This is a genomic window from Levilactobacillus enshiensis, assembly GCF_007115095.1.
In the GTDB taxonomy this organism is placed as follows: Bacteria; Bacillota; Bacilli; order Lactobacillales; family Lactobacillaceae; genus Levilactobacillus; species Levilactobacillus enshiensis.
In genome coordinates this window covers 1-14516 of sequence record NZ_SULH01000018.1, presented here as the reverse complement: position 1 = coordinate 14516, position 14516 = coordinate 1, and the positions used below count along the sequence as shown (strand labels likewise).

Here is a 14516-nt window from a genome sequence, read left to right as displayed (position 1 = left end):
GACGCTAAATGGGGCTAAGGGGTATTTTCAACCCAGCACTAATGAAATCGTCATTGGTGGCGATGAGCCCGACAATGCTTTGAAACTAAAGACGTTATATCACGAATATGCGCATAGTCAGTTACATGGGTTAAAATCAGCCTTTAAAGATCGCCCACGAGCCTATCAGGAAACCCAAGCCGAAGCGGTCGCATATGTTGCCATGCAAAATATTGGAGTTGATACCAGTAACTATTCACTCGGTTATGTGGCTACCTGGGCTAAAGATACAGCTGTGATCCATAGTGCTTTAAGTGAAATCCAGCAAGTTAGCAACAAAGTGATTGAGCTTAGTGACGGGTTAACCAAACAACTAGGCTTACAAGAAGCACAAAAAGAACCTGAGCATGATCTAAAAAAGCTATCAGCTCAGTCACTGAATAAGTCCTATCAAAGCTTGCAACAACAAGTTCAGCAAGCAACGAATCCACAACAAAAATCAGAACTAAAAAATAAATTAAATGATGTACACCAGAAAATCAGTAATCGAACGCAAAAACAGCTGCAAGCCTTTGCTAAAAAGAATCCAGAAATTAAACAACCAGATTCTGAACCCGATCAAAGTCTAAAACGTTAGCCAGTTTTTAAAGGGCATGCTATAATGGAGACAGAAAAAGGAAGCCCTGCGCTAACAAGACTTCCTATGCAAGCCGCTTCAAAGGCGGTGGCATTAGTTAACTAAACGATACTGTCGTCCCGTAACTCGCCAAAGTTATAATCGGGGCGGCTTTTTTATTTGTTCCTTTTGTCGATGTATGTTAGCAACGCTAAAATAAACATTGCAAACAGCAACATCAACGAGAGTGTCTGGAAGACGCTCATTGACTGTGAAACCTTCCTGAAGATTACTCCATGTTCCCATGGGCCTCACCTCGCAAGGGAAAAGACAGCCACCGCCCTTAAAACTTCCTGCGTAATCTATTATACAGGTGAATTAAGTATTGACCAAGAACAATAAAAATTAAGTCATGGAGTTTCATAGAATCCTAAATTTGATCAAATTAAGAATCAGCAAAACATCTTTTGTAGATACCCTTTTTTGAGTTCCTGGAGTTTTTCAAGCTTACGTTGATGAAGAGCGATAGTGTCACTAATCATCATAATTAGCGTACCGAGCTTATTTTGCTCGGTTGGAGTCGGGACATAGATGCTCGTTTTCTTGATATCTGGTATTCCAAAATTTGCGACTGTGTTAGAGGCCGCATCTCTAATTCTTACTTCACGGCGAAAGCGTGGAGCCAGAAGGGTTGCAAGCGTGAATTGCGCATCTGTTGATACTTCAGTTGTACTTCTCAAAGCAACCATGCGCTGACCTAAGAAGAAATGATACGAATTGTCTGGAATAATGGCAACTTCACCAATTGGTGCTTCTCGTGAGAATACAATATCGCCTGGCTGAAGCCGAATTCTTTCGGACCATTGCTTATATGTCTGCTCTGTCACAGATTCCGTCTGGTCCACAAGCAGTCTTCCGTCTCGTACATAACTTGTTCGTATCATCCTAAACTGAGTTTCTTTGTCTGTAGTTGGTGCAGTAGCATGCTTTGTATCTGTGACTGAAAAGAGATTTCCAAGCTTACGCTCTTCCCAAGCGTCAGCAAACCCTGCAAATCTTAATTGCGGGAACTTGCTGCCATTTTCGGGGAACAATTTCTGCAAATAGCCCTGTTTAAGTTCCTTAAGCTTAGCTAACTTACGCTGATGAAGAGAGATATTGTCATCAAGTTTATTGAAAAATATACCAATTTTTTGTTGTTCTTCAATTGTAGGGATACTTATGATAGCTTCTTTGATATCAGTAGAATTAATACTTTCAAATGTTGAACCAGTGCTATATCTAGTCCAATAACCGTCAGACTTCATTTTCCCAAGATTTTGAAATATAAATTCATTCCCTTTGATAGCAGCAACCCCTCGACCGATAACCACGTCATAAGCTGTTTTACCAATATCTCCAACCGGTGCTCGAACACTCAGAATGAGATCGTTTTTTTCAGCTTGTTTAGTAACTTGAGTTGTCCATACTCTTGGAAGAACATGGCCATTTTTCATATCAGCATTACCTTGAACAAGAATATGATCATTAGGATTGTCAGTATAATTTTCGGAATTAGGAGACTGTCCCATCACTATCAGAACTTCGTCCCCCAACTTACGCTCTTCCCAAGGATCAGTGAAGCCTTTAAATCTTAATTGCGGATATTTAGCTTGGTTATCTTTCATTGTGAGCCTCCGGTTTTGACTGATCATTAACCTGGGTAGTCACTAACTGGCTAGCTAATTCATTAAAGGCTTGTTCATTCTGACTGATTTCCTCGTCCAGTTGCTTCAGATCAGCTTTAACTTGGTCCAGATCAATCTCGGGTTCCGGTTCAAACGTATCAACGTAGCGCGGAATATTTAAGTTGTAGTCATTCTCCTTGATTTCTGCCGGTGAGGCCACATGGGCATATTTATCGACATCTTGCCGGTTTTGATAAGTGGTCACAATTTTTTGAATATTCGCTGCCGTTAGCTTATTTTGATTCTTGTCCTTTTCAAATTCCCGGGACGCATCAATAAACAAGACGTCGTCAGTGGTTTTATGTTTCTTTAAAATCATGATTAACGTTGGAATACCAGTGGAATGAAAAATATTGGCGGGTAGTCCAATAATGGCATCAATCCGGTTATCTAACAGGAGCTTTTGGCGAATCTTGCCTTCTTTAGCACCCCGAAATAATACGCCATGGGGTAAGACAATGCCCATAGTCCCGTGTTCCTGCAGATGATAAAAGCCGTGTAGCAGAAAGGCAAAGTCGGCTTTAGATTTAGGTGGTAAGACGCCATAGTCGCGGAAACGGGGATCAGACAAGCGTTTATCACTATTATCCCAGTGTGCCGAGTAGGGCGGGTTCATGACGACCGCATCAAATAAGTAAGGTTCGTCAACCGGCCAATCTTTACTTAACGTGTCACCATTGCGTAAGTGCATATCGTCATACGAGACGCCATGTAACATGAGGTTCATACGGGCCAGGTTATAGGTCGTGGTGTTCAATTCTTGGCCGTGATAACTCACTAAATTGGGGTCTTGCACGTGCTGTCCGACATTTAATAGCAGCGAACCAGAACCAACTGCTGGATCATAGATAGTCCGCACTTGGTTATCACCTTCATTGCGCTGATAGGTTACAATCTGGGCAATAATGTCAGACACCTGCCGCGGGGTATAAAATTCACCCGCTTTTTTACCGGAATCACTGGCAAATTGCGCGATTAAGTATTCATAGGCGTCACCTAGGACGTCGCCTTGATGATGAACGAGATCAATTGCATTTAAGGCTAACATAGTATCACTAATGGTTTGGTTCCGTTGTTGTAAAGAACTGCCCAATTTACTACTACTTAAATCCACATCGGCAAACAAGCCCGAAAAGTCTTGTGCTGACGATAGATTTTGGGTCGACTGTTCCAGATCATGAAGTGCTTGGGATAAATCATCTAACGCAAAAGTATGGGCTTGAATCTTGCCAATCAGGGTGGTGTACAACGCTTGTGGTTGAATTAAATAGCCGAGCGTGTTTTGCAAATACTCCACTAAACTGGGCTGCACCGCGACGCCTTCCAACTCAAACTGAGGATCCATATACTGGGCATATTTCTGGGTGACATTTTCGGTTTCACCCGCCCAATCACTGAAGGTTGTTAAGGTTTTCTCGGATAGAAACCGATAAAAAATTAACCCTAATAAATAATTTTTATATTCAGAAGCGTCCATTTTCCCGCGTAAGACATCGGCCGCATTCCATAGGGCGCTTTCAAGCTGACTAGCTTGGGTGTTTTTTTCTGACATTGTTTAACCTCACTTATTTTTGTAAATAGATTGCTAAATCGTGTTCAATAAACTGCCGCCAAGCGGCTTGGGATTTAATCCGGTATAGTGGCAAAATAGCTGGAATCTTCGGTCCAGTGGCAGTTTGAGCTTGTAAGGCCGCTGCTAAATTCGCTGACTGCGTTAGTTCTTGTTCATGATGCCATTCATCAGTCCCCACGGTGTGTTCACGTGCCACCCGTAATAGGGCTGCTTGATCTAAGCCCCACGTATGGGCAAAGGTCGTCGTTTTTTGGACCAATTGTTTCTGGGCGTAATCAGCCACCAACTCCCGAGCGTTCAATGCTACTGGGGCTTGATTTTGATCACTCTGTTGCTGCGACTGTTGCAGTTGTTGCTCAATATAAGGCATAGCTTCGCGAATTAATTGAGCCTGTTGCGGTTGCGTTTCCGCCAATTTATTCAAACTAGCCTGTACTTTGGCACTATTTTGCAGGTAATCCGTCATATGCGCTTGGGCCTGATCGGGTGTCGAGTACTGTTGCTGTTCATCAATCCAGTCTTGAATTAATTGCGTCAAATAATCATAGTCCACCAAGACGACTGAGCCAACGGCTAAGGAAAAATCTAAGGCGGCTAATTCTTCCGGGACTTTCTCAGGCTCTTTGTTAGTAACCGCCGCCTTAATTCGCAGATATTTACCCGTATAGGATTCTACTTCGGGCTGAGCGATCCCAAAAGTTTTTTCACTATTTTTCCAAGTGAAATCGTTGTACATCGATAGCGAGTTCAATTGTTGATTCACTTGGCGAAAGGCTTTCACAAATTGCACCTTGGCAGTGGTTCCTTTAAGGTCATCGGCAGCCGTCGGCGTCGGGGCAATGGCTTTTAAATCCACCACAGCCTTTTGAAATTTTAAGACGGCCTGCTGATAAGTGGGACGAATGATGACATTAAAGGAGCCTTCACCACTATATAACTTGTAAGCTTCACGTTCATTAGCTTCCATGATTGCCGGCACCCGAAAGGTCACAATTTGACCTTCTTGTTTTAATTCCCGGTTTTGGAGCCGGTTGGTGCGTGAATAGGCTTGAATAAGTTCTTGATAGGCTAAGGTGCGGTCGACAAAGAGCGTGTTTAGCCGAGGGGCATCAAAGCCTGTTAATAACCGCCGCACCACAATCACTAAATTAATTTCCTGATCCGGTTTCAAATGAGCAAAGACCGCCTCACGCCGGGCAGCCCGTTTTGCGACATCTTCGTTATAGAGATTCAAATCGGCTAAATCAAAATTAGTGTGATACTGCTGATTATAATCTTTTAAAATGGTGGCCATTTGGTCATGTTTTTGCGCACTCTGATCTTCGTTTTCACTTAATGAATAAGTAATCGCAATGCGGGGCCAATCAGGATCTAGCTGATTGTGAGTAGTCTTTTTAGCGGCTTTAAAGGCTTGATAATAGCGTTGCGCCATTTCAATGGAACTGGTGGTCAAAATAGCATTATAGTTTCCATGACCCAAACTCGTTTTACGTGGGCCTTTTTGTAAAATATATTGAACAACTTGGTTAATATGTTCATCGGTCTCAAAGTCAGCCGGAGTTAAATATGTTTCTTCCAAGTCCTTGACTGACATCGCTTGAATCTTGGCTTGAATTTTTGTTTCATCAGCTGTACTCAGCAGCCGTCCTTGTTTATCACGACGAGCTTTAACACGATTAGTTTCTTTTTCAAGGGCACGGGTTATTAACGTGTCTTTGCCAATCGTCGTTACGTGTTCCACGTTAAACGGTAACACCGCTTGGTCCTCCAAGGCGTCTCGCAAGTTATAAACGTGACAGACTTTACCAAATAGCTCCTCAGTCGTAACTGCTAGATCACCCTTGAGCTGTTTCTTATTTTCGTTAAAGATGGGGGTGCCGGTGTAACCGTACCAGTTACTATTAGTAAACGCTGCGCGAATTTCCTTTTGCATCTTACCAAACTGCGACCGGTGGGCTTCGTCAACAAAGAAGATCACCCGTTGCTTTAAAGTCTTACTAAAGCGGGATTGCTTACCGGTTGCCAGCTGAGCTTGCGTTTTTTTGACCGCCCGATGGAGTTTTTGAATCGAGGTGACCAAGACTTTACCGTCATTTTGTTGCAACTTACGCATTAAATCACCGGTACTTTGCGCTTCGTTAATGGCAATATCGTCATTAGCGGCATAGGCACTAAAGTTGCTAGTCGTCTGTTCGTCTAAATCCCGCCGGTCAACTAAAAAGATGACCTTATCGACACCAGGATCTTGCGCAGCTAATTTAGCGGTTTTATATGAGGTGAGTGTTTTACCAGAACCCGTGGTATGCCAAACAAAGCCATCTTGATGGTCATGAATCCGGTGCATGACAGCCTCAATGGCATAAATTTGGTAGGGCCGTAAAAGAATTAGGCTTTGCCGCTCTTGGTCGATGACCGTATATTCACTGACCATTTTGTGGGCCATGGGAATATTAAGGACTTGGCGCGTGAACGCTAAGCCGTTTTCCACGGGGTGATTATCCCGCGTTCGCCAATTAAACAAAAAGGCTTTATTGAAGTGATCCGGTTCGGCATTCGCAAAATAGGCCGTACTATCTGGTGTCATAATCACAAACATTTGCAGCAGCGAGTAAATCCCCGTATATTTACCTTCTTGCGCGTATTTTTCAATTTGATTAAACGCCTGGTTAAGTTCGACCGTGGCTTTTTTTAGTTCCAATTGAATTAAGGGTAACCCATTAATCAATAGGGTTACGTCAAAGCGGCGATCAGGATCGACGTCTTGAGTACCAGCTAACCGTGGCCGGACCGCTTGCCGCACCACTTCATAACTAGATTTACCGCCAGCGACGTCCGCTTTCCAAAACAACTCCAGCGTCACCGTGCCCAGCTTAGCATCATCACGTTCAACTTCAACTTTGCCAATGCCATTTTCGGCGGCTAATAATTTAGCCGCTTCGTAAGGTGTTCGGACTTCAATCGCCCGTTTGACTTGATTAAATTCAGTATCCGTTAAAGGGCGTCCCTGCAATTTGGCATAGTTATTGTTGTTTAATTTATCGCGAAAATTAGCCCACAATTGATCCGGTGTCGCACCATATAGGTCTTTTCGTTCCACCCATTGGTTACTTCCGGTCGTTAAGGTTTTAACAACTTCTTTTTCAAACGACAGTTCCAACATAAAGACAGTCCTTCCCCCACTTTTAAATTACTCACTATTTTATTATACGCGAACCGCTTGACGTTTAGGCTTCATAATTTAATATAGCCGGGATAGAATAAAGCTGGAATAGATAAATAACTAAAAAATAGGAAACTAATATTAATCAACCCCTTAAATTCGAGAGAGCTGTTCCAATAAATTTATTATGGTTCTCATAACGCAAATTTAAGAATACATTTCGTGATGTTCTTGCTTGCGATATGTCTCGCTCTTATCAACAATATAACTAATATAAGGCAAATTACAAGTTTAATCCGAACAAGCCCGGAAACTTTCAATGGCAGTCTGTTGATGATGGATTTTTAATGGTCGTTGATTAATAAGCTCAAGTGCTGCCAGGATTTCATCAGTCGTTATCTGGTCAAAGTTAGTCTTTTTCGGGAAAAACCAACGTAACCGTCGATTGAAATATTCATTGGATCCCCGTTCTCATGGTGAATACGGGTGACAAAAATAAACTTTAATCTGATAGTCTTGTTCTATGGATCGATAATCGGCAAACTCCTTACCATGATCAACAGTTATAGATTTCACTTGGGAACCGAAGGTCCCCATAAACTTTCCAAAGGTATCATTTAAGGCCTTGGCGGTGCGATTAGGGGCTTTGATAGCCCATAGAAGCCGGGTTTTACGTTCTACAAAAGTGACCAAACATGCTTGTGACTGACCTCGGCTAGAAAGTACCGTATCGACTTCCCAATGACCAAAAGCTAATCGCTGATTGACAGATTTTGGTCGTTGTTCAATGGAAGTCCCACTTGTAAATGTGCCACGATGCTCATTAGCTCGGCGCTGTCGGACATTTCGATTAGGTAGATCAGCCAAGTTGAAAGGTAACCAGCCAAGCTTAAGCCAGTTATAAATTGAAGCGGTGCTCAGGTTAAAAGCTGTCGCAATCGCTTCTGGTGACCAAGTTAAACGTAGGTGGTTGGTAATTAAAATTGTCAATGATGGCGTTAGAATTGAATGGCGACCACAAGCCCGCCTTTTATGATCTGCGTCTTGTTGCGCTAATTCGGGATCATAGGGTTTGACCCGATCTAATTCATAGCTAATAGTTGATTTGGCAACGCCTAAGGCGTCAGCCATATCTTGGTAAGTATGATGGCCTTCACTGACCAGTTGAGCTAGCGCACCACGTTGAAAACGTGATAAAGTAGAAGTACCCAAAGTAATCACTCCTTATAGCTGGTTGGAATTAACTACTACCATTGTAAGAGATTGCTTTGGGCCTTTTTTTATTTTTGTTCGGATTAATTATAGAATTTGCCACAAACAAAATTAATTATGATATTATGAGCATGTAGCATATATTGATTGTTTTAACATCGATTTTATGTGTTGAGGAGGCTTTTTATGAAAAAACGAAAAATAACAGTTTTAAGCAGTTTTTGCTTGTTCGTAATAGGAATCAGCCTCATGTTTTTACTTCCAAGTACAGTGCTCGCAAAGTCAGAAGGAAAAGTGGTGAATGTAAAATTAACCACCGCATTAAAATTGCTCAAACAAAAGAAAAGAAAGATAACGTATGTCCTCTATGCTTCTAGATACTGCATTCATTGTCAAAAAATGAAAAAGATTTACCGACAAGCTATTGCTAAGCATCCTAACAAGGAAATCTTTAAAGTCGATTTAGCTAACGAACCTAATTCTAGCTATAAAAAATTAAAGGGACTGCATGTAAATGCTATACCAACTTTAATAAAATACAATGGCACCCATGAGGTTACACGTTTAGTTGGAGAATCCAAAATTTCAGTAGTAGACAAGTTCTTACAATAAGGGTTCCTTAAAAATTAGAGGAGTTGTTGATTATGAGTAAGGCAAAACATTTTAAAAAAATATTTATCGGACTACTAATGTGCTCAGTTACTGTATTACTTGGCTCGTTCTTATTCCCAATTAATGGTTCGGCTAAAACTAGAGTTGGATCTTATTACCATAATTTAAATACAGAGCTTAAATATTCAAACTTGAGTGCAAAGGTTTCGTCTTTGAGCTCAAGCAATGCACAGCAAGATGTTTCTAATTTAAATAAAAGTGAGAAAATAAATAACTATTTAAATAATATAAAAATTTAAATAAAAGTGAGAAAATAAATAACTATTTAAATAATATAAAAAAACGTGGTTATACCAATGACCAAGACGCAGTCACACCATATAATTATCGTGCAACATCCTCAGTAGATCCTTCTATATCAACGGATGTTGTTTATAATATTTACAAAAATAATGACAAAAATACTACAATATTAACTCAAACGGTTGTTGATAAGAGCAATAATAAGGTTGTAAGCTTCTCTGCTGAGCAAGGTACTACTAAGAGCACATCACCAAAAACCGAATTTTCCGCCTCAAACAATGAACTGAATCAAATTAATATTCTGGCGAAAAAAAAGACAAAGCATTTTAAATTTCATGGCAAAGAATTTTCATGCGGTATGGCTGGTGTGTTAGCTTGTGGTTCCTATTGTGCAGTTTGGGCTGCCGTAAATGGCATCGCAGGTTTAGCTTGCGCTGTCGTGTGTGGCGCTGCATCAGAAGGTGCATGTGCAATGAATCATTAATAAGAGGCAATTTTTATGAAAAAATATGAGAAAAATTTACTCTTTTACACGACTAAAAGTTTACCCATTTCGGGAATAATTGTTTCTGCAGGTGCTCTATTATATTTTGTTATTTATCAAAATAACTATACATGCGCAGCTGTTTTATATTCATTTATTCCGTTAATTGGCACTGTTCTAATTGCATTACCTTTCTGGATCCTTGTATATCGAATTAAGAAAGGTAATTCTCATTGATAAATAAAACCTATCTAAAGATAAATTACAAGTTCTAATGCTACACTTCAAGAAATTAAAGATGATTTATAAAAAAGTTCCAATGTAGACTTTTACATTGTCCGCAAGATAAAAGTCTACATTGGAACTATGTTAACTTTTAAAGTTTACCTGCGTGCTTTGAAAAAATACCCAATATTTGAATGTCTTGCTATGCGTTTTCCTATCTATCCGATTTATCAACAAATTCCATTATTTTAATCGCAATCACGGTTGGCAATCCGATCACTAACAGCTCGATACAAATCACCAAAAAGCTAGTAAGTATCGCCCCAATACATCTAACGGCGCCCCAACCCGTTAATTCAGGGTGCCAAGTGTCCCAAATCGACTTAAGGCCGGATCCGTGCAGCACCATCGGTACAATAACCCACATTAATAGCCCCAAGGTCGCCAGCAGCGTGATAATCCCCATCACCATAACAATAATGGTAATTGTCCGTTGTAAGGTACTCTTTTCAAGTTGGATGTAAGCTGATTCCTGAGACAACTTTTAAGAGAGCGTATAATGAATAAATCGTCTCTCAAAAGGAAGGAATTTTTACATGCCAACTCGTTACGACAAAGAATTCAAACAAAACATCATCAACCTATATAAACAAGGCGAATCAGCCGCCCAACTGGCCAGAGAATATGGCATTGGCTATTCAACCGTTCATAAGTGGATCCAGGGCCAAGCCAAAACTCAATCCGGTAAATCGCCAGACGAAATTAAAGCGATGGAAAAGCGGCTGGCTTCCCTGTCTGAGGAGAACGAAATCCTAAAAAAAGCCCTCGGCTTCCTTGCGCAGAGATAACCGATATCTTTGATTATATCCAACAAGAAAGCCAAAATTACCAGGTAACTAAGATGTGGCGAGTCATCGGGGTTTCAAGAGCGCATTACTATCGCTATAAAGCCCACAGGCCCTCAAAAAGAAGTCTGGAAGACAAAGATCTGAAACAGCTTTTAGAAAAGGCCATTAGGGTATACTCTAGTGGCCGTTTTTAATTTCGTGATGTAACTAGATTTATAGATGTTCATTAGGAGTTTCCAAATTAGACCCTGTAACAGGAATAATAGAGAATGGCAGCGACACAACTTAATAATTGTGGCCTGCTTTTTTTTAATCTATAGCTGAAAGTGGCAAAACATCATAATGTATGCTTATAAGCCATTTATTAATGTGAGTAACGAAATTAGTAGCCGTAAGCTATTAACGAAAAGCTTCGTTAACTCATTTTTTAGGCTAATTGAACGCAAAATAAGTAACCTAAATATTAATCGCATTAGTATCTCTAAACTGAAGTCCTACTCGTGATATGAAAATCCTACGTAGATCAAACAATCCCTCAGACCTCACTCAAATAATCGTCCGTTAAAAATAACGAACGTGTGCTCAGATGACGCTTATTTAACAGCTATACCAACCGATTTTTAATATTAATTACTGTCTGCACCGATACACCGGTTTCAGCTGCAATTGCACGATAGCTAATTGGGGCACCGGTTGCTTTGTTTCTTAATTGATCGACGATACGGCGGTAGATAAACCGTTTTTGTGGGTTAGGTGCGTCTGCGGCGTAAGCGGGCCGCGTCCCTCGATATTTCCCATTAGCTTTGGCGATTTCAATTCCTTGACGCTGGCGCTCACGAATTTTCTTCCGTTCCGTTTGGGCCATATAAGCTAGCAGTTCGGTTAACAGGTCAAACATAAATTTATCCATATCTGAATCGCCAGTGCGCATAGAAAGAAATGGCGCATCTAAGACTTCCATCTTAACTTGTTTGTCCCTGATCTGCTTGATGATATCACTGGCATCATCATAGTTACGACTCAAACGATCCAAGGACGCAATGACCAGCGTATCGCCCTGTCGAACATACGCAATGGCCGCCTGCAATTCTGGTCGATTCTCAGTTGATTTTCCCGATTGCTTTTCTTCGAATATTTTTTCACACTCAGCTTTTTTAAGTGCTTTGATTTGACGTGCTAAATTCTGATCAGTTGAACTAACTCGGGCATACCCAATTTTCATCACGACTTCTCCTCTCGGAATTTGACCCTACATTATCGGTAACAGATTAGACACTCAAATTAGACATTTTTAACAGATTCAAGAATCGCTTACCGTGCCCGATAGAATCTCAGTTTTTTCCTATATTCTTAGTATAACGTTTATTGTCCATTTAGGGTACACTCTGAATTTACAACTTTATCCGGATTAACTTGTAATTTGCCATTAGGTGTATTATTATGAATAACGAATAGTGACTGATTTAATTATAATTAAGGAGATAGTCAAATGAAAAACAACAAAAAAATCCTTTCTGCATTAATTGCGGTTACGTTTTTAGGGATGTCGTCTATTTCAGCTTATGCGGATAGTAATACAACGACAGGAACGGATAAAACTAGCACAGGTGTAGCTGTGAAAGACGGGACGCTATCGATTGATTCTGTGCCTTCTAGTTTGGCTTTTTCTAGTACAGTAGATGATATCGCTAATAATACGTCAACGAGTGCCAATACGACAACCTCTGATGAGTTAAAAACTACTGATGATCTAGGCAATGGAACAGACACTCATTGGACTTTGACTGCTACTCCATCCAAACTTTCTTATACTGATAGTAGTAGTAAGTCTCATGATTTGTCTGTTGCCTCACTAACCCTTGGTGGAAAAACAATCACTACCTTAGATGGAACAACTGCAACTACTGTGGCCACAGGGACTGACGAGGGAACTACCTCAACACCGATTTCCTCTTCAAATACATCAATTGATTTAAACCAAGATAAACAAGTTTATGGGCAAAGCTATACAGGAACAATTACTTGGACGTTGACTGAAAATGCAGGTACCACAAGTGCAGCATCTTAATAAATGGACTAAAATGATATTAAATACTTCAAAATATAAGTTGCTGGTTAGAATAGGGGCCTTATTAATTGTTTTGATAGGGTTCCTATTTTTTGATAACAAGGTTGCCTTTGCTATAACTAACTCTAGTTATAGTTATTCAGTTAAGGTGAAAGGGCAAAACGGTAGCTCCTCCATCGAAAAAACAGTATCGCCTAAACAACGTCTTCACGTAAAGCTTTTGTTTACTAACAGAAGTAGTACTAGACAAATAGTTAATGTTGAATGTAATACAGCATTTACGGGTGATACTGGTAATATTCAGTATAACCATACGAACGTAAAATCTAAGTTCTTGAGTAATACTCGGTTTAATAAGTTAGTGACAGGTCTTGGAACGGTTACGTTACCTGCTAATAGTACAATCGAAAAAAGCTATACAATCAAAATACCTAATCAGAAGTTTAAGGGTGTTATTGTTGGTGGATTTTATGTTAAGCAGATTTTAAATAATAATACTACTACCAAAACATCTAAAAAAAGGGCCGTTATGGGATACAAGAATGAAATTGCATATGCTATCCCTATTGTCTTAAATGAAAGCAATAAAATTATTCATACAAAATTGGTTTTAAAAAAAATTAGCTCTAGTGTTATCAATGGTAATGCGCTTGTATTGGCTAAAATAGCAAATGTTACTCCAACAGTATTTGGCCAATTATCAGTACATACCCAAATCATTAATCTAAAAAGTAAGAATGTAGTTCTTACATCCAATCAAAGCAACATGTCAATGGCTCCGCTTAGCCAATTTAATTATCATATACTATTAAATAAAAATCTTAAGTATGGAAATTACATTTTGCAAATGTCTATGCACTCTGGAAAGCGCCATTGGAAATTTAGCAAAGTATTTAGTGTTAGTAGGCAAGTTGCCAACGCTACAAATACCCATAGTCATCATAAAAATAGTAACTCTTGGTGGGTGCTAATTATAGCAGGAGTAATAGTTGTCATCCTACTTGTAATCGGTGCTTATTACTTGGGTAAAAGAAACCCTAGTAGGGGAGGATAAATCGTTAGGGTGTTTGCGGAAATGATTTTACCAAAATTGGATGTAAGCTGATTCCTGAGACAACTTTTAATAGAGCGTATAATGAATAAATCGTCTCTCAAAAGGAAAGAATTTTTACATGCCAACTCGTTACGACAAAGAATTCAAACAAAACATCATCAACCTATATGGTAGATTGTAAAATTAATCCGAACACTGTTCGGACAAAAAAGATCAGCTTCCTTTAAAATGGTGTTTACCACAAACCCATTTTTTAGGAGCTGATCTTTTGTCTAGTATAACCTATTCTGAACGAATTAAAATTGAAACCTTTTGTGAGCTAGGACTGACCAATATCCAAATGGCTGAGCGGTTAAAACGATCGCCGTCTACGATTTCTTATGAATTATCTCGTTGTCAACCTTATCAAGCTGAATTAGCACAGGCCAACGCTGAATATAAACGGGCGCATTGTGGCCGAAAAACTAAACTGAATGCCAAATTAAAGCAAAACATTCTAAACGGTAGCGTCAAGAATCTTGTGTAAATGAAATGCCTTCGTACATATAATATGTATCTAACTCAAATAAATGATGCTTCCAAGGTGTCCTGGAGTCCTTTAAAGCCTCGGTGGATCCGCTTCAGAGACTTCTCGTTATAAGCATTAAACTGAGAA

Annotated in this window: 10 protein-coding genes and 4 pseudogenes; 8 read left to right on the top strand and 6 right to left on the bottom strand. The window is 39.9% G+C overall.

Annotated elements, in window-relative coordinates; translation table 11 throughout:
- Positions 1–616, top strand: a pseudogene (locus FAY32_RS14940) (hypothetical protein); the annotation flags it as partial.
- A 155-nt stretch (positions 617–771) separates the two neighbouring features.
- Here the strand turns inward: FAY32_RS14940 and FAY32_RS15030 are convergent.
- The 5 genes and pseudogenes from FAY32_RS15030 to FAY32_RS13715 all read right to left on the bottom strand — a co-directional run bounded on the left by FAY32_RS15030 (position 772) and on the right by FAY32_RS13715 (position 8267).
- Positions 772–834 (bottom strand): putative holin-like toxin, encoded by a 63-nt coding sequence (locus FAY32_RS15030; protein ID WP_230083882.1) that lies wholly within the window; start codon positions 832–834, stop codon positions 772–774.
- A 213-nt stretch (positions 835–1047) separates the two neighbouring features.
- Positions 1048–2262 (bottom strand): restriction endonuclease subunit S, encoded by a 1215-nt coding sequence (locus FAY32_RS13735; protein WP_143464032.1) that lies wholly within the window; start codon positions 2260–2262, stop codon positions 1048–1050.
- Entirely contained in the window at positions 2252–3874 is a 1623-nt protein-coding gene (locus FAY32_RS13730; protein WP_143464030.1) for a type I restriction-modification system subunit M, read from the bottom strand. Before FAY32_RS13730 ends, FAY32_RS13735 begins: the two co-directional genes overlap by 11 nt.
- A gap of 13 nt (positions 3875–3887) precedes the next feature.
- Positions 3888–7055 carry a type I restriction endonuclease subunit R gene (locus FAY32_RS13725; protein ID WP_143464028.1) on the bottom strand — a complete coding sequence of 1056 codons (3168 nt, stop codon included), beginning with the start codon at positions 7053–7055 and terminating at the stop codon, positions 3888–3890.
- Positions 7056–7346: 291 nt separating this feature from the next.
- Positions 7347–8267, bottom strand: a pseudogene (locus FAY32_RS13715) (IS30 family transposase).
- A 186-nt stretch (positions 8268–8453) separates the two neighbouring features.
- Here FAY32_RS13715 and FAY32_RS13710 point away from each other — a divergent pair.
- The 4 genes and pseudogenes from FAY32_RS13710 (at position 8454) to FAY32_RS15015 (ending at position 10739) form a co-directional block, all read left to right on the top strand.
- Entirely contained in the window at positions 8454–8879 is a 426-nt protein-coding gene (locus FAY32_RS13710; protein ID WP_034529862.1) for a thioredoxin family protein, read from the top strand.
- Between the two features lie 32 nt (positions 8880–8911).
- Positions 8912–9178 (top strand): hypothetical protein, encoded by a 267-nt coding sequence (locus FAY32_RS13705; RefSeq protein ID WP_089110010.1) that lies wholly within the window; start codon positions 8912–8914, stop codon positions 9176–9178.
- 11 nt (positions 9179–9189) lie between these two features.
- Positions 9190–9666 (top strand): annotated as a pseudogene (locus tag FAY32_RS15095) (putative immunity/bacteriocin fusion bifunctional protein); the annotation flags it as partial.
- 821 nt (positions 9667–10487) lie between these two features.
- Entirely contained in the window at positions 10488–10739 is a 252-nt protein-coding gene (locus tag FAY32_RS15015; RefSeq protein WP_089109983.1) for a transposase, read from the top strand.
- A 604-nt stretch (positions 10740–11343) separates the two neighbouring features.
- On the opposite strand, the gene FAY32_RS13685 is transcribed toward FAY32_RS15015, so the two are convergent.
- Positions 11344–11961 carry a recombinase family protein gene (locus FAY32_RS13685; protein ID WP_014216312.1) on the bottom strand — a complete coding sequence of 206 codons (618 nt, stop codon included), beginning with the start codon at positions 11959–11961 and terminating at the stop codon, positions 11344–11346.
- 267 nt (positions 11962–12228) lie between these two features.
- On the opposite strand from FAY32_RS13685, the gene FAY32_RS13680 reads away from it, so the two are divergent.
- The 3 genes and pseudogenes from FAY32_RS13680 to FAY32_RS13665 all read left to right on the top strand — a co-directional run.
- On the top strand, positions 12229–12807 hold the full coding sequence (locus FAY32_RS13680) for a hypothetical protein (protein WP_089109984.1): 579 nt from the start codon (positions 12229–12231) through the stop codon (positions 12805–12807).
- Entirely contained in the window at positions 12779–13861 is a 1083-nt protein-coding gene (locus FAY32_RS13675; RefSeq protein WP_089109985.1) for a DUF3324 domain-containing protein, read from the top strand. The genes FAY32_RS13680 and FAY32_RS13675 overlap by 29 nt, the downstream gene beginning before the upstream one ends.
- Before the next feature lie 268 nt (positions 13862–14129).
- A pseudogene (locus FAY32_RS13665) lies at positions 14130–14363 on the top strand (helix-turn-helix domain-containing protein); the annotation flags it as partial.
- Between the last annotated feature and the right edge of the window lie 153 nt (positions 14364–14516).